Source organism: Saccharopolyspora sp. 6V, from assembly GCF_020176785.1.
GTDB classification, from domain to species: Bacteria; Actinomycetota; Actinomycetes; order Mycobacteriales; family Pseudonocardiaceae; genus Saccharopolyspora_C; species Saccharopolyspora_C gregorii.
This window is the reverse complement of sequence record NZ_JAIUKB010000164.1, coordinates 1-25,044: the sequence shown is the minus strand read 5'-3', so window position 1 is coordinate 25,044 and position 25,044 is coordinate 1. Positions and strand designations below refer to the sequence as shown.

General features: G+C 72.4%; 18 protein-coding genes. 11 read left to right on the top strand and 7 right to left on the bottom strand.

What is annotated here, in order from left to right:
- On the top strand, positions 1-904 hold a 904-nt coding region (locus LCD35_RS26540; RefSeq protein WP_225045136.1), incomplete at its 5' end, for a polysaccharide deacetylase family protein.
- A gap of 69 nt (positions 905-973) precedes the next feature.
- Here LCD35_RS26540 and LCD35_RS26535 read toward each other — a convergent pair.
- Entirely contained in the window at positions 974-2,995 is a 2,022-nt protein-coding gene (locus LCD35_RS26535) for a primosomal protein N' (RefSeq protein ID WP_224977443.1), read from the bottom strand.
- A gap of 112 nt (positions 2,996-3,107) precedes the next feature.
- On the opposite strand from LCD35_RS26535, the gene LCD35_RS26530 reads away from it, so the two are divergent.
- The gene (locus LCD35_RS26530; RefSeq protein ID WP_224960876.1) at positions 3,108-3,575 is read left to right on the top strand and encodes a tRNA (cytidine(34)-2'-O)-methyltransferase; all 468 of its coding nucleotides are present in this window, start codon (positions 3,108-3,110) and stop codon (positions 3,573-3,575) included.
- Positions 3,576-3,678: 103 nt separating this feature from the next.
- Here LCD35_RS26530 and LCD35_RS26525 read toward each other — a convergent pair whose 3' ends face one another.
- A complete protein-coding gene (locus LCD35_RS26525; protein WP_224960882.1) occupies positions 3,679-4,659 on the bottom strand; it encodes a TerC family protein in 981 nt (326 codons plus the stop codon).
- 563 nt (positions 4,660-5,222) lie between these two features.
- Between LCD35_RS26525 and LCD35_RS26520 the strand changes: the two genes are divergently transcribed.
- The 3 genes from LCD35_RS26520 (at position 5,223) to LCD35_RS26510 (ending at position 10,529) form a co-directional block, all read left to right on the top strand.
- Complete coding sequence (locus LCD35_RS26520; RefSeq protein WP_374108138.1) at positions 5,223-7,988, top strand: alpha/beta fold hydrolase; 2,766 nt, start codon at positions 5,223-5,225, stop codon at positions 7,986-7,988.
- Positions 7,989-8,644: 656 nt separating this feature from the next.
- A complete protein-coding gene (locus LCD35_RS26515; protein ID WP_374108139.1) occupies positions 8,645-9,589 on the top strand; it encodes an ABC transporter permease in 945 nt (314 codons plus the stop codon).
- Positions 9,590-9,635: 46 nt separating this feature from the next.
- The gene (locus LCD35_RS26510) at positions 9,636-10,529 is read left to right on the top strand and encodes a LysR family transcriptional regulator (protein WP_224960871.1); all 894 of its coding nucleotides are present in this window, start codon (positions 9,636-9,638) and stop codon (positions 10,527-10,529) included.
- A gap of 213 nt (positions 10,530-10,742) precedes the next feature.
- On the opposite strand, the gene LCD35_RS26505 is transcribed toward LCD35_RS26510, so the two are convergent.
- Positions 10,743-11,429 carry a DUF6461 domain-containing protein gene (locus tag LCD35_RS26505; RefSeq protein ID WP_224977444.1) on the bottom strand — a complete coding sequence of 229 codons (687 nt, stop codon included), beginning with the start codon at positions 11,427-11,429 and terminating at the stop codon, positions 10,743-10,745.
- Between the two features lie 246 nt (positions 11,430-11,675).
- Between LCD35_RS26505 and LCD35_RS26500 the strand changes: the two genes are divergently transcribed.
- The 4 genes from LCD35_RS26500 to LCD35_RS26485 all read left to right on the top strand — a co-directional run bounded on the left by LCD35_RS26500 (position 11,676) and on the right by LCD35_RS26485 (position 15,877).
- On the top strand, positions 11,676-12,863 hold the full coding sequence (locus LCD35_RS26500; RefSeq protein WP_224960865.1) for a CaiB/BaiF CoA-transferase family protein: 1,188 nt from the start codon (positions 11,676-11,678) through the stop codon (positions 12,861-12,863).
- Between the two features lie 64 nt (positions 12,864-12,927).
- Positions 12,928-13,665 (top strand): acetoacetate decarboxylase, encoded by a 738-nt coding sequence (locus LCD35_RS26495; RefSeq protein ID WP_224960863.1) that lies wholly within the window; start codon positions 12,928-12,930, stop codon positions 13,663-13,665.
- 14 nt (positions 13,666-13,679) lie between these two features.
- Positions 13,680-14,645 carry a 3-hydroxyacyl-CoA dehydrogenase family protein gene (locus LCD35_RS26490; RefSeq protein ID WP_224960861.1) on the top strand — a complete coding sequence of 322 codons (966 nt, stop codon included), beginning with the start codon at positions 13,680-13,682 and terminating at the stop codon, positions 14,643-14,645.
- 47 nt (positions 14,646-14,692) lie between these two features.
- Positions 14,693-15,877: an acyl-CoA dehydrogenase family protein gene (locus tag LCD35_RS26485; RefSeq protein WP_224960858.1), complete on the top strand. Its 1,185-nt coding sequence runs from the start codon at positions 14,693-14,695 to the stop codon at positions 15,875-15,877.
- Between the two features lie 56 nt (positions 15,878-15,933).
- Here the strand turns inward: LCD35_RS26485 and LCD35_RS26480 are convergent, their stop codons facing one another.
- The 3 genes from LCD35_RS26480 to uvrB form a co-directional block, all read right to left on the bottom strand.
- The gene (locus LCD35_RS26480; RefSeq protein WP_224977445.1) at positions 15,934-17,484 is read right to left on the bottom strand and encodes a hypothetical protein; all 1,551 of its coding nucleotides are present in this window, start codon (positions 17,482-17,484) and stop codon (positions 15,934-15,936) included.
- 23 nt (positions 17,485-17,507) lie between these two features.
- Entirely contained in the window at positions 17,508-19,448 is a 1,941-nt protein-coding gene (locus LCD35_RS26475; RefSeq protein WP_225045135.1) for a hypothetical protein, read from the bottom strand.
- Positions 19,449-20,037: 589 nt separating this feature from the next.
- Positions 20,038-22,194: an excinuclease ABC subunit UvrB gene (uvrB, locus tag LCD35_RS26470; RefSeq protein ID WP_224965954.1), complete on the bottom strand. Its 2,157-nt coding sequence runs from the start codon at positions 22,192-22,194 to the stop codon at positions 20,038-20,040.
- Positions 22,195-22,309: 115 nt separating this feature from the next.
- On the opposite strand from uvrB, the gene LCD35_RS26465 reads away from it, so the two are divergent.
- On the top strand, positions 22,310-22,906 hold the full coding sequence (locus LCD35_RS26465; protein ID WP_224960848.1) for a DUF402 domain-containing protein: 597 nt from the start codon (positions 22,310-22,312) through the stop codon (positions 22,904-22,906).
- A 106-nt stretch (positions 22,907-23,012) separates the two neighbouring features.
- Positions 23,013-23,519 carry a hypothetical protein gene (locus tag LCD35_RS26460; RefSeq protein ID WP_224960845.1) on the top strand — a complete coding sequence of 169 codons (507 nt, stop codon included), beginning with the start codon at positions 23,013-23,015 and terminating at the stop codon, positions 23,517-23,519.
- A 200-nt stretch (positions 23,520-23,719) separates the two neighbouring features.
- On the opposite strand, the gene coaE is transcribed toward LCD35_RS26460, so the two are convergent.
- Positions 23,720-24,910: a dephospho-CoA kinase gene (coaE, locus tag LCD35_RS26455; RefSeq protein ID WP_224956378.1), complete on the bottom strand. Its 1,191-nt coding sequence runs from the start codon at positions 24,908-24,910 to the stop codon at positions 23,720-23,722.
- Positions 24,911-25,044: the final 134 nt, after the last annotated feature.

Genomic DNA, 25,044 nt, shown 5'->3' with positions numbered 1-25,044 from the left:
TCCCGCGCCGCCACCACCTCCGGCGCCGGAATCGGTGCGCGCCAACGAACTCGGCAAGGTCCCGGTGCTGATGTACCACCGGATCACCACCGAACCGAGCAGCGTCTACGACCGAACCCCGCAGGACTTCCGCGCCGAGCTGGAACGGCTCGCCGCGGAGGACTACACGCCGATCACCGCCAGCGAGTACGCGAGCGGCCGCATCGACATCCCCGCGGGCAGGCACCCGGTGGTGCTCACCTTCGACGACGGCTCCACCGGCCAGTTCGCCTTGGACGGCGCCGGGCGGCCCGCGCCGGACACCGCCGTGCGCATCCTGCTCGACACCGCCGCCGAGCACCCGGAGTTCCGGCCCACCGCCACCTTCTTCGTGTTCGACCCGCCGTTCGAGGACCCGGGCGGGAAGACCACGCTGCCGTGGCTGCACGAGCACGGCTTCGAGGTCGGCAACCACACCCTGGAGCACCCCAACCTCGGCCAGGTCGGCTCCGCGGAGGCGCAGCACCAGATCGCCGCCATGCAGCGGAAGATCGGCGAAGCGCTGCCGGACGTGCCGGTGCGCGCGCTGGCGCTGCCGCTGGGCGTGCACCCGGACGACGAGGCGCTCGCCGCGGACGGGAGCGCCGACGGCGTGACCTACCACCACGACGCGGTGTTCCTGGTCGGTTCCAACCCGGCGCGCTCCCCGTTCGACGCGGAGTTCGACGGGCAGAACATCCCGCGGATCCGCTCGCAGGCCGCCACCGGCGAGGAGGCCGAGTACGGGTCCACCCAGTGGCTGGACGAGCTGGCGGGCGACCCCGAGTCGCGCTACACCTCCGACGGCGACCCGGATCGGATCTCGGCGCCGAACTCCGCGTCCGCGGACCCGGCCCCCGGCCTGCCCGACCTCTACCGCTACTGACCCGGATGAGTGGCCCGTCCGCCGGCGGAACCGGGCGAGCGGGCCACTCACCTCGGGCGGGTCGGGTGGTCAGAGGAGTTCGAGCGGGTCGACCCGGACCTTGACCCGCTCGGCCGGTCTGCGGGAGGCGCGGACCGCCTGCGCCGCGTGCAGCGCGGCGGCGAGCTCGCGCCCCGCCGGACGGGTGACCCGCACCAGTGCGCGCTCCTGCTCGGAGCCGCCGTCCTCGTCGACCTCGCCCAGGGGCACCGGCCCCAGGACCTCGCCGGTGCCGGGCAGTTCCAGGTGGTCCAGCAGGTCGTTCACCGCCTCCGGCGAGCCGTCCACCGCGGCGACCCGCATCGCAGGCGGGAAGCCGAGCTCGGCGCGCCCGGCCAGTTCGATCGACGCGTGCCAGGCCGGGTCCCACCGCACCAGCGCCTGCACCGGTTGCAGCGTGGAATCGGCCATCACCACCACCCGGCCGCCGTCCCGCGCGGGGCGCACCATCGCCGCCGCCGCGAACCACAGGCGCAGCGCCTCCTCGGTGGCGCGCAGCTCCGGGCGGGACAGCAGGGTGCGCCCGTCCAGCAGCAGCGCCGCGCCGTAGCCGCCCTCGGCGACGGGTTCCGCACCGGGCGTGCACACGATCAACGCCGGTCCCGCGGGCACGCTGGAAAGGATCTCCCCACCGCCGGAGGTGCGGACCGCCACGCCGCTGAACGCCCGCCCGAGCTCCTCGGCGGTGCGACCCGCGCCGATGGCGATCGCCCGCAGCCGCCGCGAACCGCAGGACCCGCAGCGGAACGCGGCCTCGGCCGCCCCGCACCAGCGGCACGCGGCCGGTTTCGGCGCCCCGTCCTCGGTCCCGCCGGGCAGCCCCAGCGGACCGGCGCAGCGGCGGCAGCGCGCCTGCTCCCGGCAGTCGCCGCAGGCCAGCGCGGGCACGTAGCCGCGGCGCGGGACCTGCACCAGCACCGGCGCGCCCTCGCGCAGCGCAGCGCGAGCCGCGTCGAACGCCACCGACGGCAGCCGGGCCGCGCGGGCCGCCGGATCGCGGGCCAGCTGGGTGTCGTCGGCGCCGATCGCCACGACCCGCGGCGCGGCGGCCCGTACCTGGTCGCGGGTGCCGACGACCTGCTGCGCCCAGCCGGTCTCCACCAGCAGCGCGGCCTCCGCGGTGCGGGCGAACCCGGCGACGAGCACCGCGGCCCCCGCGGCGTGCGCCCGGTGGGTGAGCACGTCCCGCGCGTGCGGGTACGGCATCTGCGGGTAGCTGTGCATCGCGTCCCCGTCGTCCCACACCACGGCCAGCCCGAGGTCGTGCACCGGGGCGAACATGGCCGCCCGGGTGCCGACGACCACGCGCACCGCGCCGCGCAGCACCTTCAGCCACCGCTTGTACCGCTCCCCCGGCCCGAGTTCCGAGGTGAGCGCGACGACCCCGTCCTCGCCGACCGCGCGAGCGCAGGCGGCGTGCAGCCGGGTGACGTCGCGGTGGTCCGGCACCACCACGAGCACGCCCCGCCCGGCCGACGCGGCGGTGGCGGCGGCTTCGGCGAGCCGGTCGGTCCACTGCTCGCCGGGCAGCGCCTGCCACACCGCGCGGGCCGGTTTGCCCGCGTGCACGGCGTCCAGCAGCGCCGGTCCGCGCTGGTAGCGCTGCCACGCCGCGGTGTCCGGCCGTTCCGGGACGGGCGCGGGTTCGGCGACCTGCTTCTCGGCGCGCGCGTGCCGGGGCGGCACCGCGAGCCGCACCACGTCGGCGAGCATCCCGCCGTAGCGGGCGGCGACGGCGCGGCACAGCTCCAGCAGCCGCGGCGGCAGCACCACCTCGGAGGAGATCACCCGGTCCACCCACTGCAGCGTGCCGGTGAAGTCCGAGGACTCCTTGCGCTCCAGCAGGTACCCGTCGACGAGCTTGCCCCGGAACCGCACCCGCACCCGGCAGCCGACGGCGGCGGCCTCGTGCAGCCGGTCCGGGACCAGGTAGTCGAAGGTGCGGTCCAGGTGCGCGGGCAGCGACACCTCCACCAGCACGCTCGCCACCGGCAGCGTGGGGGCGGCCGTGCGCTCGGCCTTCGTCGTCGTGTTGGTCCCGCGCCCCGCCATGCGCACTTCTCTACCAGAGCGCGGCGACGGGCCCGCGCACCTGGTCGGCGATCCGGGCGGCGCCGAGGGGGTCACTACGATGCGGCGGGCAGCGAACGTGAAAGGACCCCGCGTGTTCGACGTCGTCTTCTACCACCCCGAGATCCCCGGCAACACGGGCAACGCGATCAGGATGGCCGCCGGTTCCGGCTGCGCGTTGCACCTGGTGCGGCCGCTGGGGTTCGACGTGGCGGACGCGCGGCTGCGCCGGGCGGGCCTGGACTACCGGGAGCGGGCGGTGCTGCGGGTGCACGACGACTGGGAGTCGCTGCTGGCGGAGCTGGATCCGCAGCGGGTGTTCGCGTTCACCACGGGCGCGACGACCTCGCTGGAGGAGGTCCGCTACCGGCCGGGCGACGTGCTGCTGTTCGGCCCGGAGTCGACGGGCCTGCCCGCGGAGGTGTCCGGTTCGGACCGGATCACCGACCGGGTGCGGATCCCGATGCTGCCGGGGATCCGGTCGATGAACCTGGCGAACTCGGCGGCCGTGGCGGTGTACGAGGCGTGGCGCCAGCAGGGCTACGCGATGCCCGCGGACTGATCGGCGAACCGGCCCGGACGCGGAACCGCGCGGCATCCCGGTCGTCGGATGCCGCGCGGTTCGCGGTCTCGATCTCGTCGGCGGCGCGGCCGCCGAGGCGGGATCAGGGCTTGGCCTCCGGCTCCGCCGGCTGCGCGGCCGCCTCGTCCTTGCGGGCCTTCGCCAGGCTGGCCACCGTGGTGATCACCAGCACGCCGATGATGACGCCCAGCGACATCCAGTTGTTGATGTCCAGCCACTCGGGCACCGCGTGGTACTCGTGCAGCGCGTGCACCACCAGCTTGATGCCGATGAAGCCGAGGATGATCGACAGCCCGATGTTGAGGTAGACCAGCTTGTCGACCAGCCCGCCCAGCAGGAAGTACAGCTGCCGCAGGCCCATCAGCGCGAACGCGTTCGCGGTGAACACCAGGAACGGGTCCTGGGTGATGCCGAAGATCGCCGGGATGGAGTCGACCGCGAACAGCAGGTCGGCGCTGCCGATGGCGACGATCACCACGAACATCGGGGTGAGGAAACGCTTGCCGTCGATCTTCACCACGGACTTGGTCTCGTGGTAGTCGTCGGTGACCGGGAAGACCTTCCGGACCCAGCGGACGACGATGTTCTCCTTGTACTCCTCGTCCTCGTCCTTGTTCCGGATCATGCCGATCGCGGTCCAGATCAGGAACGCGCCGAAGACGAAGAACACCCACACGAAGCGCTCGATCAGCGCGGCGCCGACGGCGATGAACGCGCCGCGCATCACCAGCGCCAGCAGGATGCCGATCAGCAGCACCCGGTGCTGGTGGATCGTCGGCACCGCGAAGCTCGACATGATCACCATGAAGATGAACAGGTTGTCGACGCTGAGCGAGTACTCGGTGATGTAACCGGTGAAGTACTCGATCGCGAAGTGCTGGTCGCCGAAGATCCACACGCCGATGCCGAAGACGATCGCGCAGGCGATGTAGAAGGTCACCCACCGAGCCGCCTCGCCGGTGGTCACCTCGTGCGGCTTGCGGTCGACGATCACCAGGTCGATCAGCAGCAGCAGGGCGAGACCGCCCAGCGTGGCCGCCCAGATCCACCAGGGCACGTGCATGGAATCGGCCGCTTCTTGAGCCTGCTGCGCCACCACGGTCAGCTCGGCACCCATCGATTACCTCCGGTTCAGGGCGTGCGCCGGGACCGGAGGTCTCTTCCACCGGCGAAAACGAGCCGGTCGACGGCACCGGGTCCCAACGGGAGCTTTCGGGGCAACCGGTGGGGCCGTGATGACGATGCCGCCGCGAAGGAATACTCCCCTCCACAACGTTGCCAAGATTGTCACTTATGCACTGCTTCGAACACCAGCCCGGGTTGATCGCCCCGAATGCAGCCGGAAGGCTACGGCGAGCTACCTAGGACAGCAATGCCCTGGTCACAGCATCACCCGAACCGGGGTACCGGTGTCGGCGTGTGAGCAAGGCCATCGGCTGCAGCAGCTCGACTCGAACGAACGGGCGATGGCCGTGGCCCACGGCGCGGTTATGATCGCCGCGCCCGCACTCGGGGATGCGGCAGCGCACCGAACGACACGACGATCGCGAGGGTGACGCCGCGGCGGACGGCCGGATTTCTGTTCGGTTGCTGCTTCATAGCGTCTTCGCCCTGGCCCGCCTCAGGATGAAACCGTTGCCGCCTCTTTCCCCTACTGTCGGGCCCGTGCCCCCGCTCCCCCGCCGCAGCAGGCCGTTCCTGCTGCTCATCGTGATCGTCGTGCTGCTGATCGCAGGGCTGGCGGCGCTCTGGTCCGGCGAGCCCCCCACTCCCGCCGCTCCGGAGCCGCGCCAGGCGCTGATCGACGTGCAGGACGGCCCGGGCGGCCAGGAGCGCATCCAGATCGATTCGACCCTCTACGCACCCGCAGCGACCCCGGCCCCGGCGGTGGTGATCGCCCACGGCCTCGGCGGCGACAAGACCGACGCGGACGCGCAGGCGCGGGAGCTGGTGCGGCGCGGGTTCGCGGTGCTGACCTACTCGGCGCGGGGATTCGGCGGCAGCAGCGGGCGGATCCGGCTCAACGCGCCGGAGTACGAGGTCTCCGACGCCCACCAGATCGTGGACTGGCTGGCCCGGCAGCCGGAGGTGCAGCGCGACGGCGAGAGCGACCCGCGGGTCGGATTCACCGGCGTCTCCTACGGCGGCGCGCTGAGCCTGCTGGTGGCGGGCAGCGACCCCCGGGTGGACGCCATCGCACCGGTGATGACCTACAACGACCTCGGCCAGGCGCTGCTGCCGAACGCGGCGGGCGGCGCGCCCCCGTCCGCGGACACCCCGGCGCACGGCACCGCCGGGCCGCAGGGCGTGTTCCGGCGCGCCTGGGCGGGGCAGCTGTTCTCCCCCGGTGGGCCGGCGCCCGCCGACGGGTCCTCGGTGGCCTGCGGGAACTTCGCCCCGGACGTGTGCGCGGCGTACGGCGAGCTGGCCCGCACCGGCCGCGCCTCCGCGGCCACCCGGCAACTGCTCGCCTCGGTCTCGCCGAGCTCGGTGACCCGCGACATCCGCATCCCGACGCTGCTCGCCCAAGGCACCCAGGACACCCTGTTCGGCCTGGACCAGGCCGATGCGAACGCCCGCCAGATCGCCGCCGCCGGCGGTGACGTGAGCGTGCTGTGGTTCGCCGGAGGGCACGACGGCGCCCCGCCCGGGCCGCGCGTGGAGGCCCGGATCGCCGACTGGTTCGCCTTCCACCTGGGCGTCGGCGAGGCGGCCGACCCCGGTGACCGGTTCCGGTTCGACATCGCGGGCAACTCCCGCGCGGACGGCGAGGTGCCGGTGCGCACCGCGTCCGCCCCGGATTACCCGGGGGTGCGCGCGGACCGCACCCCGCGGTTCTCGCTGGACCTGCACGGGCGGGCCACCTCGGTGCTCAACCCGCCCGGCGGTGCTCCGGGCGCGCTGAGCTCGTTGCCCGGGAAGCAGGGCCGCCGGGTCGAGCCCTACGACCTGCCGCGGCAGGTCGCGGTGTTCGGCACCGAGCCGATGTCCTCCCGGATGCTGATCTCCGGGGTGCCGCAGACCCGGCTGTCGGTCGCCGCCGAACCCGGCCAGCCCACCACCCGGGACGCGGTGCTGTTCGCGAAGCTCTACGACGTGGACCGCGAGGGCCGCCGCGAGCTGCTGGGCGACGCGGTCGCCCCGATGCACGTGACCGGCCTGCGCCCGGACGGCACGCCGGTGGAGGTGAACGTGGCGCTGCCCGGGGTGGTGCACTCGGTCGAGACCGGGCACCGGCTGGAGCTCGCCGTGAGCACCACCGACCAGGCCTACGCGGTGCCGACGGCGACCGCGGTGCACCGGGTGGACCTGGCGGGGCCGCGCGCGCTGTCGGTGCCCTCGGTGAAGGGCACCAGCACCAGCGACGGCGCGTTCCCCGCCGCCCCGGTCGCCGGGATCGCCGGGATCGCCCTGCTGGGCGGCCTCGGCTGGTTGATCACCCGGCTGCGCCGCGGCTACGCGCCGGCGACGGAGGCCGAGGTGACCGGGCCGCCGCTGGAGATCACCGAGCTCACCAAGACCTTCCCGCGCAAGGTCACCGCGCTGCGCGGTGCGTCGATGCGGGTGGAACGCGGGCAGATCGTCGGGTTGCTCGGCCCGAACGGCGCGGGCAAGACGACGACGCTGCGCCTGCTGCTGGGACTGCTGCACCCGACGTCCGGGGAGGTCCGCGTCTTCGGGCACCGGGTCGAGCCGGGCGCCCCCGTGCTGTCCCGGATCGGTGCGCTGGTCGAATCGCCCGGGTTCCCGCCGCACCTGACCGGGCTGGAGAGCCTGAAGCACTACTGGGCGGCGACCGGCAGGCCGATGCTGCAGGCGCGGTTCGACGAGGTGGTGCACATCGCGGGCCTCGGCGAGCACGCGCACCGGCGCACCGCCACGTTCAGCCAGGGCACCCAGCAGCGGCTGGCGATCGCGCAGGCCATGCTGGGGCTGCCCGACCTGCTGGTGCTGGACGAGCCGACGAACCGGCTGGACCCGCCGCAGATCCACCAGATGCGCGAGATCCTGCGCCGCTACGCGGCGACCGGTCGCTGCGTGCTGCTGTCCAGCCACCTGCTGTCCGAGGTGGAGCAGACCTGCACGCACGTGATCGTGATGCACCGCGGCGAGGTGATCACCTCGGGCAGCGTGGCCGAGATCGTGTCCGTGGACGGGCAGGCGACCTTCCGCGTCGACGACCCCGCGCGGGCCGCGGCGGCGCTGCGAGCGCTGGAAGGGCTCGGCGCGGTGGAGGTGGACGGCGACCTGGTGCACGCCGACCTGCGCGGGCACGACCGGTCCACCGCGGTGAACGCGCTGGTGGTCTCGGGGGTGTCGGTGGACCAGGTGGGTCCGCGGCGCAGGCTGGAGGACGCATTCCTGAACCTGGTCGGAGAGGAGCAGCGCTGATGGCGGAGCGGTCCACGGGCGGTACCGGGCCCGCGGCCCCGGACTCCTCGGCGGAGGAGCCGTGGGCGGCCGACGCGGCGCGCGGCGGCCGGGAGACCGAGCCGCTGTCGTCGGAGTCCGAGCGGCACCGGGCGGCGATCGCCCGCGCCCTGGAGTCCGGCGGCCTGCTCGGCGGGGACTCCGCGGAGCCGCGCGGGCAGCTGTGGGGTTCGGACGCGCTGCTGCCGGACGACCCGGAGCCGGACGAGCGGTCCGGCCCGGTGGAGCGCGACGACCTGGACTTCCCGGAGATCGGCCGCGGCGGATCCGCCGAACCCGGTACCGAGCCGGACGACGGCGCGGCCGCTCCCCTCCCGGAACGGGACTGGACCAGCCCCACCTGGGAACCGGACGAACCGAGGCCCACCGGGCCGGACCCGATCGCGCGGGACGCCACCGGTCCGGGCACGGCGGCGAGCGCGGCCGGGTCGACCCCGGCCGGGGGCACGACCGGCTCGGGCACGGCCGGCTCGGGCACGGCGGGAAGGGGCACCGGCCCGGGCACCGCCGGGAGCCCGGCCGGACCTGACCCGACCCGGAGCACCGGACCGAGCACGACAGGTGGCGGCACCCGCCGAACCGCCCGGAAGCACCCGCGTTCCGGTGTCGTCGAGAGCATCCCGGCCGCGGTGACCGAGGCGCCCGCGTCGAGCGGGGAGACGGCGTCGAGCGGGGAGACGGCGGCCGCGCTGCCGGTCAGCGCGCAGGACCCCACCCAGCCGGACGGCAGCGTGCAGGGCTACCAGGTGCGCCGGACGCTGCCGGTGCGGGTGGAGCTGGCCCGGCAGGCGGGCCGGCGGCGGACGCGGCTGGCGCTGGGTTTCCTGGTGCTGCTGCCGCTGCTGCTGCTCGCCGCGTTCGTGATCGGCGACGACGGCTCGGTGCCGCGGACCGCGGACCTGGCGGGGATGGCCACTTCCAGCGGGTTGAACTTCACCGCGTTCGCGATGTCCTCCTCGGCGGGGTTCCTGCTGGTCGTGGTGGTGGCGTTGTTCTTCGGCGACACGGTGGCCAGCGAGGCCTCCTGGTCGAGCCTGCGCTACCTGCTGGCCGCTCCGGTGCCGCGCGGGCGGCTGCTGCGGCAGAAGGCGGTGGTGGCGGCGCTGCTGTCGCTGCTGGGGATCGCGCTGCTGCCCGCGGTGGCGCTGGCGGCGGGCGTGTTCTGGTACGGCACCGGGGAGCTGGTGACGCCGAGCGGGAGCGTGCTGCCGTTCCCGGTGGGCCTGCTGACCGTGGCGCTGGCGGTGCTGTACCTGGCCGTGCAGCTGAGCTGGGTCGCCGGGCTGGCGCTGTGGTTGAGCGTGAGCACCGATGCGCCGTTGGGCGCGGTGGGCGGCGCGGTGCTGGCCTCGATCCTGTCGCAGATCCTGGACCAGATCTCGGCGCTGGGCGGGCTGCGTTCGTTCCTGCCGACGCACTACGCGTACGCGTGGGGGGACCTGCTGGCCGAGGAGGTCGATTGGACGAGCATGGCCAACGGGGCGTGCTCGTCGCTGGTGTACGCGGCGGTGTTCGTGCTGCTGGCGCACTGGAGCTTCCGGCGCAAGGACATCACCAGCTGATCGGGCGGCGCGGGGCGTGGCCGAACGGGGTAATAGGCTGCGACGCATGGAGGTGTTCCACCTGCGCTACTTCGCGGCCGTCGCCGAGAACCTGAGCTTCTCGAAGGCGGCGCGCCAGCTGCACATGGCGGTGTCGCCGCTGAGCAGGCGGGTCCGGGACCTGGAGCGCGAGCTGGGCGTGCGGCTGTTCGACCGCGATTCGCACAGCGTGCACCTCACCCCCGCGGGCAGCGCGCTGCTGCCGCTGGCCACCGAGGTGCTGACCCGGTTCGACGACATCCCGGGACGGCTGCGCCAGGAATTGGGGACGCAGCAGCGCATCGTGCACGTGGGCGTGCCGCCGGGCCTGCACCCGCGGTTGCGGGACCGGCTGCGCGAGTTCGACCGCACGGCGGGCTGCGAGGTGCGGCGCTGGCCGGGCGGCAGCCTGGACCTGGTGGACCAGGTGCGGCGCCGCGAGCTGGAGCTGGCACTGGTGCACCTGCCCGCGCACGCGGAGGGCGTGGAGGTGCGGGAGGTGATGCGGGAGCCGCTGGGCGCGGTGCTGCCCGCCGCCGAGTTCGCGGGCCGCGAGTCGGTGTCGCTCGCCGAGCTGACCGGCCACGTCTACGCCCGGCCCGGTTCGGGCCTGTCCCCGACGTACTTCGACCAGCTGGAGGTGCAGCTGGCGGCCGCGGGCATCCACCGCCGCACCACGCTGAGCACCAGGGATTACTCGGGCACCGGCGAGTTCGTGGCGAACGGCGGCGCGTTCGCGATCTCGATGCTCGACCCGCAGAACCAGATGGGCCGCCCGTGGGAGCACGACCGGGTGGTGGTGCTGCCGTTCGCGGACATCGACCCGGTGCTGGCGACCGGGCTGATCTGGCGCGCGGACCGCGCCGAACCGGGCGGCGAACTCGCCGACCTGGTCGCAGGAGCCCTCGAAGTCCTCTCGTGACCGGGGAGCCACCCCGGCGCAACGGCCCCGCATCGTTTTCCTGTCAGCGGCGAAGCCGCTGAGCTGACGACCACCCGAGCAACAGGACCACCCGCGGGTTCTCAGCCACTTCCTCGCGAGGACAGCGTTTTCTCCTGTGGCGGAGCCACCGGTGAAAACGATCCCGCAGCGAGGAAGCGGCTGAGGTTCCGCCACACCACCCCCACGCAACGGTCAGTCCAGTTCCACGGCGATCAAGTCCGCTGCGCGCAGTTCGTCGTAGGTCCAGTTCGCTCCGGCCAAGGCACAGGCCAGGCGGTCGAGGAAGGCGTGGTCGCGGCGGTCCGAGTAGTCCTCGTCGTCGTCCTCGTCGTCCTCGATGAGCTCGTCGAGGTTCCCGGCGGCGTCGATCGCGGCGCGCACGACCGCGGGCGCGTCCGCGGGCAGTTCGGCCACGTCGCTCTCCACGTTGTCGAAGTCGGTCTCGAACACCGGCTCCCCGTCCTCGGCGTAGCAGAGCCGGTTGAGGGCGTTGATGTCGATGTGCAGCGACACCGCCGGTCCGGGGGCCGCGGCGGAGAGCGCCGCGGCGGGGTCGTCGCCGAGGTCGTCGGTGGTGTTCGCGTCGTCCATGACGAAGGTCCAGCCGCGCACCCGCCCGGCCAGCAGCACGGTCTCCGCTTCGGAGTCGAGCACGGTGGCGGGCAGCGAGCGGGTGTCGAGTTCGGCCGGGGCTTCGGCGGGAAGCGCACAGGGCACGGCACGTGCCGGGTCGGCGCCGAGCACTTCCAGCGCGGCGGCGGGTTCGAGGTCCCGCACCAGGTAGAACATCAGGTGGTCGGGCCCGTACAGCGAGGTCGTCCAGACCGGACAGCCCTCGTCGTCCAGCGTTCCGGCGGGGAATCCCGGCGTGGTCAGCACTGCGCCTCCTCGGTTCGAGCGGTGTGCCGATCATTGTGGACGGCGGCACCGACAGCGGAGCGTCCGGCGGGGCCGCACGGGCGGACCGCTCCGGCGAAACCGCTGGTCAGCGCCCCGCAATGGCATGACCGCCGCGGTCACGCCGTTGTTCTCCGATCGGGCGCACCGATCGATTGCCCCTCCCGGAACCCGCTCGTAGCGTCGTTAGTGAAGCTAATGAAACCGCGCGAGAGGAAGTCCGCAGCCATGACAGCCCCCGCCGACGCACCCGCCACCTCGGGCCGGACCGGCCCGCTGGCAGGTGTCCGGGTCATCGACATGGCCACCGTGGTGATGGGCCCGTACGCGGCCCAGATCCTCGGCGACCTCGGCGCCGACGTCATCAAGATCGAGTCGCCGAAGGACACCGTCCGCAACGGCACCCTGCACCGCACCCCGGGCATGACGCCGCTGAACCTCAACGTCAACCGCAACAAGCGCAGCGTGGCGCTGAACCTGAAGGACGAAGCCGACCACGCCACGGCGCTGGAGCTCATCGGCGGCGCGGACATCCTCATCACCAACATGCGGATCGGCGCGCTGCGCAGGCTCGGCATGGACCACCAGAGCCTCGCCGAGGAGTTCCCGCACCTCATCTACGCGCATGCGCAGGGCTTCCGCCCCGACTCCGACCGCGCCGACCTCGCCGCCTACGACGAGACCGTGCAGGCCGCCTCCGGGCTGCTGGACCTCGCCGCGCGGTCCGGGGACATCGGCGCCCCCGTCGTGCTGCCCAGCATCTTCGCCGACAAGGTCGCGGCGCTGACCATCGTCTACACCGCGCTCGCCGCGCTGCACCACCAGCGCGCCACCGGCGAGGGTCAGCTGGTCGAGGTGCCGATGGCCGACACGCTGCTCGCGTTCAACCTGGTCGAGCACCTGCAGGGCGCCGCGTTCGAGCCGCCGATGGGCCCCACCGGGTTCGCCCCCTCGATGAACAAGGGGCACCGGGCCCGTCCCACCAAGGACGGCCACGCGATGATCATCCCCTACAGCCCGCAGAACTGCCGCGACCTGTTCCACGCGGCCGGGCGCTCCGACCTCGCGGAGGACCCGCGGGTCAACGGCGAGATCCTGGACGCCATCAACGACGGCGAAGCGCTCGCCGAGATGATCGAGTCGGTCACCCCGAACCTGACCACCGCCGAGTGGATCGACGTGTGCACCAAGCACAGCATCCCGGTCGGGCCGGTGCTCAAGCTCGACGACGCGGCAGCCGACGACTACGTCCGCGGCGGCCACCTGCTCGACCTGGCCGAGCACCCCAGCGAAGGCGCCTACCGGGCCATCGGGGTGCCGGTGAACTTCTCGGCCACCCCCGCCTCGATCCGCAGCCACGCGCCGCTGCCCGGCCAGCACACCGACGAGGTGCTGCGCGAGCTCGACCAGCGGTGAGCTTTGCCGCAGCACCCACCGGGGAATTCCACCTCCACCACCCGTGCACGAAGGAGACCGGTCGTTGAACCGCGAGCAGATCCTGCAGAGCCCCACCACGCCGCTCACCGCGCCCGCCTACGCCGCGGCGGTCCCCCGGTTCACCGACCGCGAATACCTCAACGTCGTGTACCGGACCGACCCGGAGGCGCTGCGTGCCGTGGTGCCGGAGCCGCTGGAGATCGATGAGCCGCTGGTGCGGTTCGAGATCATGAAGATGGGCGAGGTCACCTCGTTCGGCCCGTACGTGGAGTGCGGCCAGGCGATCCCGGTGCGCCTCGGCGCCGAGCGCGGCGAGTACCTGCACGCCATGTACCTGGACAACTTCGCCGCCACCGCCGCCGGTCGCGAGGCCAGCGCCTACCCGAAGGTGCTGGGTTCGCCCGCGTTGTTCCCCGACCAGGGGGCGCTGGTGGGCACCCTGGACTACGGCACGCAGCGGGTCGCCACCGCGACCATGGGCTACAAGCACCACCCGATGGACCTGGAGCGGGCGAAGGCCGAGATCACGGTGCCCTCGTTCATGCTCAAGATCGTCCCCGGCTACGGGCGGGAACCCCGGGTGTGCGAGCTGATCCGCTCGCAGATCACCGACATCACCGTCAAGGAAGCCCACACCGGCCCGGCCCGGCTCCAGCTGTTCGAGCACGTGCTGGCGCCGCTGGCGGACCTGCCGGTGCGCGAGGTCGTCTCCGCCAGCCACGTCGTCACCGACCTGACGCTCGGCGCCGCGACCCCGGTCCACGATTACCTCGCCGAGTGAAGGAGCGAAATCCCATGACGAGCAACGACCTCCGGTGGAAGTCGGTCGCGGTGGTCGGCGCGGGCACCATCGGCCTGTCCTGGGCCGCGCTGTTCGCCGCCCGCGGCATGCAGGTGCGGCTGACCGACCCGCGCGACGACCTGGCGCAGGTGCTCAGCGAGGCCGTCCCGTCGATCGCCGCGGGCATCCCGGGCGCCTCGGCCGCCGACCTGCTCGGCCGCATCGAGGTGACGTCCTCGATGCCGGAGGCGGTGCGCGGCGTCGACCTGGTGCAGGAGAACGGCCCGGAGCGGCTGGACTTCAAGCAGGAGCTGTTCGCCGAGATCGCCGAGCACGCCCCCTCCCGCGCGGTGCTGGCCTCGTCGAGCTCCGGCATCGTGGCCACCGACATCGCCGAGCAGCTGCCCGCCGAGGTGGCGGCGCGGGTGCTCATCGCGCACCCGTTCAACCCGCCGCACGTGGTGCCGCTGGTCGAGGTGGTGCCGGGCGAGCGCACCGGCGAGGACGTGGTGCGGGCGACGGTCGAGTTCTACCGCGAACTCGGCAAGACCCCGGTGCGGTTGCACAAGGAGGTCCCCGGCTTCGCCGCGAACCGGTTGCAGGGCGCGATCATGCAGGAGGCCATCAGCCTGGTGCTGGACGGCGTCGTCTCGGCGTCCGAACTGGACACCGTGATGAAGGCGTCGCTCGGCGGCCGCTACGCCACGATCGGCCCGTTCGAGAGCTTCCACCTCGGCGGCGGTCCCGGCGGGATCCGGCACATGATGGGCCACCTCGGGCTGCGGATGGCCGAGCAGTGGAAGGGGCTGGGACGCCCCGAGCTGACGCCCGCCGCCGTCGAGGAGCTCGTCGGCCAGATCGAATCCGCCTACGGGTCCGGTCCGCACGCCTACCTGGAGCGCTCCGAAACCCGCGACCGCAAGCACAACGCCATCAACGCCGCGCTGGACGCGGAAGCGGACGGCGCCGACCAGCACTGACCGGCCGGGGCGCACGCCGCCCCGCCACTCGCAGAGAGAGGGCCACGATGCCCAAGAAGATCAGCACCGACCCGGACTTCTTCGGCTACGCCGAGCTGCTCAGCGACTCCGAGCGCGCCGAACTCGCCGAGATCCGCGACTACCTGCAGCGCGAGATCGCCCCGCTGGCCAACCCGGCCTGGGACAAGGCGGAATTCCCGTTCGAGGCCATCGAGAAGTTCGCCAAGCTCGGCCTCGCCGGCTACCAGTACCCCGAGCACGGCGACGGCAAGGAGCGCAGCTCCCTGTTCCCCGGTTTCCTCAGCATCGAGCTCAACCGCATCGACCCGTCGCTGGCCGTGTTCTCCGGTGTCCACACCGGACTCGCGATGGGCAGCATCCAGGGCGGCGGCGACCAGGAGCAGCGGGACCGCTGGATGCCGGACATGGTCGCCATGCGCAAGATCGGCGCGTTCGCGCTCACCGAACCCGAGGGCGGATCCGACGTCGCGGGCGGCATGCGCACCACCGCGCGGCGCGAAGGCGACGAGTGGGTGCTCAACGGCGCCAAGCGCTGGATCGGCAACGGCACCTTCGCCGACCTCATCGTGGTGTGGGCCCGCGACGAGGCCGACGGCCAGGTGAAGGGATTCGTCGTCGGCAAGGACACCCCCGGCGTCACCGCCACCAAGATCGAAGGCAAGATCGCGCTGCGCACCGTGCAGAACGCCGACCTCGTCTTCGAGGACGCGCGGGTGCCGGAGGCCGACCGGCTGCAGAACATCAACAGCTTCCGGGACACCGCGAAGGTCCTCGCCCGCACCCGCGGCGGCGTCGCCTGGCAGGCGCTGGGGCTGGCGATGCGCGCCTACGAGCTCGCCCGCGAGTACGCGGTGAGCCGCGAGCAGTTCGGCAAGCCCATCGGCGGGTTCCAGATGATCCAGGACCTGCTGGTGAAGATGCTCGGCAACATCACCGCCATGTTCGGCATGGTGGTCCGGCTCAACCAGCTCACCGAGCAGGGTGAGGCGGGCGCCGAGCAGGCCGCGCTGGCCAAGGCGTTCACCACCACCCGGATGCGCGAGGTCGTCGCCTGGGCGCGGGAGCTGTTCGGCGGCAACGGCATCGTCCTCGACTACGAGGTCGCGAAGTTCTTCGCCGACGCCGAAGCGGTCTACTCCTTCGAGGGCAGCCGGGAGATGAACACCCTCATCGTCGGCAAGTCCATCACCGGGCTCAGCGCCTTCGCGTGAGGTGGTGCGGCGCGGCGCCCGGGGCTGCAGCCCCGGGCGTTCGCGTGCGACTCGGGTCAGCCCGGGTAGTTGCGCACGGGTGTCCGCTCCTGGTCCTCGATCTCCACGATCTGGATCGCCCGACCGCGCGGCTCACCGGTGTCCTCGTCGAAGTAGAAGGAATCACCCGCGCCGTCGATCTGGTAGTTCGGACTGATGTGACCGCCGATCCGCCCGCGCACCGAGTTCGGCGTCGGGACCGCCTGCTGATCGCCCTGGACGGCCTCCGCGATGCCCGCGGCCGCGACCTTCATCGCGTCGTACTCCATGATCGCCCAGCCGTTGGCGAGACGTGCCGGGTCGGCGAACCTCTCCCGGAACTCGCCGAACCGCTTCGCGGCCTGCGGGTTGAACCCAGGTGACCCGAGCGCATCCGGGTCCGCCAGCGCCGCGTAGACCACCCGGACGTCGGCGGGCACGTCCGCCGGGTCCAGACTCGCGGCGTCCGAGCCGGTGATCACCGTGGTGTGGCGCGGGCAGTCCGCCGCCAGCTGCTTCAGGAACGGCAGCAGTTGCGAAGACCGACCCCCGTACAGCACCGCGTCACCCTCGTTCGAGCACGCGCGCTTCGCCGCATCCTCCAGCGAGAACGCGATCTCGCCCTCGCCGGCGTCCCCGGCGAACGTGATCGGGAACCGGTCCACCCCGTTCCCGAACGCGTCCTGCAGGGCGTTCGCCAGGCCGACCGTGTAGAAGTCGTCCCGGTTGAGATCCTTGACCAGCTGGTAGGACGACGTCCCCCGCTCGTCCGCGAGCTGCTCCGCCAGCGCTTCCGCCTCCCGCCGGTTGTTCGGGCTGACGAGGAAGAACCCGTCGATCCGACCGCTCGGCACGTCCTCCCCGGCGTCGAACCCCTCCACCACCCCGCGCGCGTTCAACCCGTTGGCGGTGAGCACCGCGCCCACCATCGGGATCTCGGCGTCCGCGAGCGCGTGCGCCCCCAGCAGGGTCTCCTTGGTGCTCACCCCGAGCCCGGTGACCGCGACCAGCGGGGACTCCGCCGCGGTGCGCCGCTTCAGCTGATCGACGACCGGCGCCCACCCCTGCTCGCCGGATCCCTCGTTGGCGACCACGACCTGCAGGGCAGGGCCCTTGGGGTCGTCGTTGACGTCCTGCTGCGCTTGGGCCGCGCCTTCGAGCAGGTCGCGCACCTGGTCTTCGGACGCGGCCCCGAAGGCGCGCTTCGGCACCGGCGTCAGCACCCCCACCGTCACCGTGGCGCGGTTCGGGTCGGCCGCGGCCTCCCGGTTCTGCCGGTCGATCCTGGTCATCACCGGGCTCAGCGCGTCGACGCCGAAGTTCGACGACGCCGACACGCCCATGCACTCCGCGGCGCCCGCCTCGTCCTCGGGGACGCCGGCCGCGCGCAGCTCGGCCGGTCCCACCCAGTCGCCCGAGCCGCAGTGCGCGTACGACACCGCTCGCCACCCGTTCTGGTAGACCGCCACCACCACGCCGCACACCAACGCGGCCGCCAGGAGCGCGGCCAGCCGGCGCCACCACCGCCGCCGGGTGGACTCCCGGTGCGACGGCGGCCGGGTGAAGCTCGTATCCAGCACCGCGTTCACAGCTTCCTCCTGCACCCCGGTGTTCACCGGTACCTGTCCGCCTCGGCCCGCAGCACCGGGAGGCCGTCGCGCGCGTACGGCGCGACGTCGTCGAGGTCGACTGCGATCTCGCTGTTCAGCTCGTGCTTGCGGGCGCCGCCGAGCGGGTCGGCCGCCACCCACTTCGCGGCGACGAGCCGGGCCAGCGGGGCCACCGGCAGGTCGCGCGGCATGACCCACCTGGTCAGGTCGCGGACGCGCTCGCCGGGGGCTTGCGCGCTCGTGCTCCGGCTGGGCGCCGAGCACACCGATCCCAGGAGAGCCAGCCAAGCCACGGCGTCCATCTGGTCCAGCTGGTCCGCGAGCCGCCGCGTCACCTGCTCGACCTCGCCGAGGGCCAAGGCGAAGTGCAACTCCCCGGCCAGGTCCTGATCCTGCTCGCAGCGGCTGCGCAGCCAGCGGTGCACCGACTCCCAATCGGCGCGCTCGCCCGGGCCGCGGGCGGCGAGCCTGCGCAGCAGCAGCCTGCGCAGCACCGGGACCATCACCTGGTCCGCGTCGACGGAGCACGGCCACCACGCCGCTTCGAGCACCACCGGCCGCGGGTCCGCCGAGGCCAGCATCGGCCGGTACTCGGCCAGCAGCTGTCCCTCCGCGAAGTTCCGCGCCGCGGAGCAGGTGATCAGATCTTCCAGGCCGGTCAGCGGAACGCCGCGCAGGAACGCCTTCAGCGCGAGGGACTCCACCCGGTCCGCACCGGCCCCGGCAGTCAGCGGCCCCACGAGCAACCCGTGCAGGTCGGCCGGGTCCGCGCCCTGCTCCGCGATGGCGTCCAGCAACATCCGGGTGGTGCGCGCGTGCCCGTGCGCGAAGCCGTGCAGCATCGCGACCGCGCGCCGGGAGTTGTCCAGCACCGGGCTCAGCGGCGCCGCCATGTCGGCGACCGCGTCCGCGCTGAGGTCGCCGAGCAGCACCGGGTACGAACCGTGCCTGCGGTGCTGCGCCGAGCGCGCGAGGTGGTCGGCGTAGCCCGCGCCGTCGATCGGTACCGGCCCGCCGCGCGCGAGCGGGTCGACGTGCGCGGTGGCCACCGCGGTCAGCGGATCCGGGTCCTCGGCCGCGGCCGTCCCGCGCCGCCGGCGCGCGGCTTCCAGTCCCCGCAGCAGTTCCGGTACGGCGTCCGCATCGTCGAGCAGCACGGCGCAGTTCAGCGTGCGGCGATCGGCCGTCCACCCGCTGCGGAACCCGTTCCGCAGGTCCGCCAGGAACGCGGCCCACAGCACTTCGCCCACTTCCTGCGCGACGTCCGGCACGTCCGCGCGGGCCTTGCGGTTGAGGTCGACCAGCACGTCCACCGGATCGCGGTCCAAGCCCCGGTCCTGGTGCCCGTACCAGGCCCGTTCGTCGCCCCACTGCCACCGGGCGCGCCGCAGCGCGTTGATGCCGCTCAGCACCAGGTCCGGCAGGTTCCCGCCCACCGCGGCGGCCGTCCCGCCGGCGAGCGAGGCCAGGAATCCCGGCGGATCGCTGATCTTCGGGTAGGTGGCCAGCGACTCCTCGACCTGCCTGCGCGCCGCGGGCCGGCTGGTGGGGTCCAGGCGCGGCCCGAGCGCGAGGTGCCCCGCGATGAACCGGGGGAACTCCAGCATCCCGTAGCCCTTGCAGGGCCTGCTCAGCTGAGCGGCGAGGTCCGCCAGCACGCGCGGCACCGGTGAACCGTCGATCCGCGCGCAGTCCAGCCGGGCGCACGGCACGTTGCCGTCCATCCGGGCCGCGAGCTCGTCGAGCAGCGCCGTCTTCCCGGTACCGCTGGTACCGCAGAAGACGAGGACGGGAACCGGCCGGCTCACCGGGATGCCGCCGCGTTCCGGGCGCACCAGGAATTCCCGGACCAACCGCAGTTCCCGCTCGCGTCCGCACAACGATCTGCTCGCGTGCCGCACCATGAGATCCCCCGATCCGCGCTGCACGACTCCCCCGGTCAATTCCCCACCGCACCCGGAAGAGCGAGAAAAGGAGATTACAAAGATCCGGACCGAGCGGTCAACGCTCTTTTACCGGAAAGACGATACCGCCGGGCGGTGAAACCCGATCGGGCCAATGCGCAGCCACCCGGACCACCCGCGGAGCAGCGCGAACCCGCCCGCGCGCACAATTCGACCACCCCGAAGGGGAAAGATCTACAACGTCATCAAGATCGGAAATTGCCGCCGTCGAATGCGCGCACATTCACGACGGTCATATTCCACGAACACGAACGACGAGAACGACCCGCCGGACGAAAGCGCCGAAAGCGAGCGCAGCGACGCTCTCATCCCCGGTGTCCCTGGCCGGCGAACCAGTCGATATGACAGCCCCGTCGAAACCGGCGTTCCGCGCCGCCGCGGAGCGCCACTTCCCCCTCGAACGACACGTCACGATGCCGAGCGCCCGCGCCGATCCCCGGTCGGAGCCGTCCTGTTCCACGACGAGCCCGCTGCGAACGCGCGCCGCCGGACACCACCGACGGCCAAGGGCTCGGCGACGGATCGCCGCTGGCCCTGACCCCGCCCGCTCCGGCGCGGGCGGCGGGTCCTACTTGATCCCGGCCGCGTCCATGCCGCGCAGCTCCTTCTTCAGGTCGTGGATCTCGTCCCGCAGCCGCGCGGCCAGCTCGAACTGCAGCTCCCGCGCCGCGTTCATCATCTGGTCGTTGAGCTGCTGCACCAGGTCCGCCAGCTCCGCCCGCGGCATCGAGCTCGTGTCGCGGCCCTCCAGCACCCCGGACGAGGCCACCGCCTCACCGCTGGGCTTCTTGCCGCGCGAGGAGTTGCGGCCGGAACCGCCGACCGCCACCGACTCCTCGGTGTCCTCCGACTCGGTGTAGACGCGGTCCAGGATGTCGGCGATCTTCTTGCGCAGCGGCTGCGGATCGATGCCGCGCTCGGTGTTGTAGGCGATCTGCTTGGCGCGGCGCCGGTTCGTCTCGTCGATGGCGTGCTGCATCGAATCGGTGATCTTGTCCGCGTACATGTGCACCTGGCCGGAGACGTTGCGCGCCGCGCGCCCGATCGTCTGCACCAGGCTCGTCCCGGAGCGCAGGAAGCCCTCCTTGTCGGCGTCCAGGATCGCCACCAGCGACACCTCCGGCAGGTCCAGGCCCTCCCGCAGCAGGTTGATGCCGACCAGCACGTCGAACTCGCCGAGCCGCAACTGCCGCAGCAGCTCCACCCGCCGCAGCGTGTCCACCTCCGAGTGCAGGTAGCGCACCCGCACGCCGAGCTCCAGGAAGTAGTCGGTGAGGTCCTCGGCCATCTTCTTCGTCAGCGTCGTGACCAGCACCCGTTCGTCGCGCTCGGCGCGGTCCCGGATCTCGCCGACCAGGTCGTCGATCTGGCCCTCGGTCGGCTTCACCACCACCTCCGGGTCGACCAGTCCGGTCGGGCGGATCACCTGCTCGACGAACTCGCCGCCGGCCCGCCCCATCTCGTACGGGCCGGGCGTCGCCGACAGGTACACCGTCTGCCCGATGCGGTCGGCGAACTCCTCCCAGGTCAAAGGCCGGTTGTCCATCGCGCTGGGCAGCCGGAAGCCGTGCTCGACCAGGGTGCGCTTGCGGGACATGTCGCCCTCGTACATGCCGCCGACCTGCGGCACCGTCTGGTGCGACTCGTCGATGACCAGCAGGAAGTCGTCCGGGAAGTAGTCCAGCAGCGTCGCGGGCGCCGTGCCCGCCTCGCGGCCGTCGATGTGCCGCGAGTAGTTCTCGATGCCGGAGCAGAAGCCGACCTGGCGCATCATCTCGATGTCGTACTGGGTGCGCATCCGCAGCCGCTGGGCTTCGAGCAGCTTGTTCTGCTTCTCCAGCTTCGCCAGCTGCTCCTCCAGCTCGCCCTCGATGCCGCGGATCGCCTTCTCCATCCGCTCCGGCCCCGCCACGTAGTGGGTCGCCGGGAAGATCCGCACCTCGTCGACCTCGCGGACGATCTCGCCGGTCAGCGGGTGCAGGTAGTAGAGCCGTTCGATCTCGTCGCCGAACAGCTCGACGCGCACCGCCAGCTCCTCGTACGCCGGGATCACCTCGACCGTGTCGCCGCGCACCCGGAACGTGCCGCGCGCGAACGCGATGTCGTTGCGGGTGTACTGCACGTCCACCAGCGCCCGCAGCAGCATGTCCCGGTCGATCTCACCGCCGACCTCCAGCGGGATCGACCGGTCCAGGTACGACTGCGGCGTGCCCAGGCCGTAGATGCACGACACCGAGGACACGACCACGCAGTCCCGCCTGCTCAGCAGGTTCGAGGTCGCCGAGTGCCGCAGCCGCTCCACGTCCTCGTTGATCGACGAGTCCTTCTCGATGTAGGTGTCGGTCTGCGGGACGTACGCCTCCGGCTGGTAGTAGTCGTAGTAGCTGACGAAGTACTCGACGGCGTTGTCCGGGAAGAACTCCCGCATCTCGTTCGCCATCTGCGCCGCGAGCGTCTTGTTCGGCTCCAGCACCAGCGTGGGCCGCTGCAACCGCTCGATGAGCCACGCCGTGGTCGCCGACTTGCCGGTACCCGTCGCGCCCAGCAGCACCACGTTCGCCTCGCTGGCCTTGATCCGCCGTTCCAGGTCGTCGATCGCCGCAGGCTGGTCGCCGGACGGGTCGTAGTCGCTGACCATGCGGAAGCGGCCACCGGTGCGCGGGATGTCGCTGACCGGCCGGAAGGTGGTGTCGGCCGGGGTCGGGTACTCAGTCGCGAAAGCCACGTCCCCGAGGGTACGAGCCCCCACCGACACCGTGCCGCCGGCCGAGGCGCGCACCACCTCCCGCCCCGGATTTCAACCCTGCCGCCGCACCCCGGACCCGACCTACAGTGGCGGGGTGACCACGCAACGCGAGATCGCAGAGCGCCTCGGACTGCCCGTGCACCCGCCGAAGGTCGAACTGTTCGACGTCGAAGCGGGGACCAACACCGATCCCAAGAGCATCGTCCGGGACGTGGACGAATACCGGCTCGAACCGTTCGGCCTCTACCTCCGCCGCGGAATGCCCGCCCACCCGAGACTGCGGGCGCTGCAATCCTGGTTGCTGCCCGAGCACGACCTCCGCATCACCCGCTGGGAACACCACCCGGGCCGCGCGGACGGCTGGGACTACTACGTGGACGTCGCCCGCATCGAACCCGGACCGCGGTGGTGGCGTTCCGAGGACCACTACCTCGACCTGCTCGTCGCCGACGGCCGCGAAGCGCAGTTGATCGACGTCGACGAGTTCCTGCTGGCCGTGCGGTCGGAACTGCTCGACGAGCGGACCGCGGAACGAGCCATGCGCGCCGCCTGCACCGCGTTGGAAGGGCTCGCCAGGCACGGGAACCGGCTGGACGACTGGATGCGGGAACTCGGCATCGAGCTGTCCTGGTCCGGGCAATCCACCCACGATCCCGTGGCCCGGCCGTCGCTCGTACCGCCGAATCGGTGATGGCCCGCGCACGGGCCGAATCGATATCCGACGAGGACGGGAAAGTTATGTTAAAGAACGGTGCTGACGATCGCGGGCCTCGAAAACGGCGCTACTGTCTGAAGTCGTGGGCGCCGTAATCACTCCTCAGCTGGTGGACACCATCGATCTGTTCGCTGCGCAGCGTTCGCATTCTTCGGGCGCCGTCGTGCCCTTGGATCGATGCCAGGTGGAGCACTGGGGGCTCTCCCTCGAATACGCGACGCCCGAGGATCCCGCGCACGAAGGCGAGGTCACCTGGCTGATGCCGGACCTCGGCCTGCGGCTCACCCGCCGCCGGTCCCGGCGCAGGCACTCCCGGCGGGAACCGAGCATGCTCACCGTCGTTCACGTCGAACGCGACACCCGATCGTGGACGGTGACCGATCTGCTGCTCGGCCTGCAGGTCCCGGACCACGGCTCCGCGCGCATCGTGCAGGCCGAGGAGTTCGCCACCGCCATCTCCGCCGGCATGATCCGGCTCAGCGAAGCCGACTACGCGCTGCGCACCGTGCACCGGACCTTCGAGGAGATCAGCAGGCACCGGGACATCAACCAGTGGCTCGCCCACCGAGGCATCTTCGAACTCTGGTGAGTTTTTCTGGTCTTCTTGGCATCGGGGCGGGTGGCGGAACCTCAGCGGCTTCCTCGCTGCGGGATCGTTTTCACCGGTGGCTCCGCCACAGGAGAAAACGCTGTCCTCGCGAGGAAGCAACTGAGAACCCGCGGGTGGTCCTGCTGCGTGCGTGGTCGGCGACTCAGCGGCTTCGCCGCCGACAGGAGAAAGATCTGGTTTCAGTCCTGGGGTGGGGTCCAGTTGGTTCGGTCCGCCCATTCCTGGGCTTTCGGAAGTGCGGTGGGGAACCACGGTTCCTTGGCCGCCGCGTAGGCCTCGGGGGTGTCGTGGCGGGCCGCGAGGTCGCGCTTCACGGCCAGGTAGTCCGCGCGCGCCTCCGGCTCCGCCCGCAACCAGTCCCGCAGCAGCAGCGCCACCCGCCAACCCGGCCCGCCGTGCACCCGCACGTGCAGGTTCACCGGACGTCCCGGGTCCGCCGAGTTGTGGTAGCGCTTGAGCCAGTGCTCCGGCTCCGGGTCGAAGGGGTGCGGGTTGTCCCGCTGGATCCCGTCGTCGGCCGGGAAGCCGGCGTCGGCCAGCGCCTCCGCGATCGCATCGGCCTCGGCCAGCGACCGCACCGACAGCTGCAGGTCGATGACGTCCTTCGCCGGGAACCCGGGCACCGAGGTCGAACCGACGTGGTCGATCCGCAGCCCGGCCTCACCCGCCGCGCGCAGCACCCGGGCGCCGAGCCGGCGCGCGGTGCGCGGCCACTCCGGGTCGGGTTCGGCGAGCACCGGCGGCTTCCGCGGCGGCCGCTGCCGTTCGCGCACCCCGCGCTCGTAGGGCACCAGCCGGTCGAACCACAGCCGGTCCACCTCGGCGATCAGGTCCTCGACCGGGCCCGTGTTGTCCAGCCACACATCGGCGGCCTCCCGGCGCTGCTCGTCGGTGGCCTGCGCGCGGATCCGCGCTCGCGCGTCCGCCGCGTCGAGGCCGCGCCCGGTCAGCCGCCGCACCCGCTCCTCCTCCGGAGCGTCCACGATGATCACCAGGTGGTAGTTCGCCGCGTAGTCGTTCTCCACCAGCAGCGGGACGTCGTGCACCACGACCGCGTCCGCCGGGGCCTGCGCCATGCGCTGCGCGGTGAGCTCGCCGATCTTCGGGTGGGTGATGGCGTTGAGGTCGGCGCGGGCCTGCTCGTCGGCGAACGCGACGCGGGCCAGCGCGGGGCGGTCCAGCGCGCCGTCCGCGGTGCGGATCTGCGGCCCGAACCGCTCGACCAGTTCCGCCAGCCCCGGGCTGCCCGGTTCGACGACCTCGCGGGCCAGCCGGTCCGCGTCGATCAGCACCGCGCCCAGCTCCACGAGCCGCGCCGCCACCGTCGACTTGCCCGACCCGATCCCGCCGCTGAGGCCCACGCGCAACATGCGCCCCATCCTGCCAGCCCCCGGACGTGGGGGGGGGGCCCCCCCCCCCCGCCCCGCGGGGGCGGGGGGGGGGGGGGGCGCGGCCGGCCCAGCAGACCGCGCCGCAGGCGACCCCCCCCCCGCCCAGCACGCCC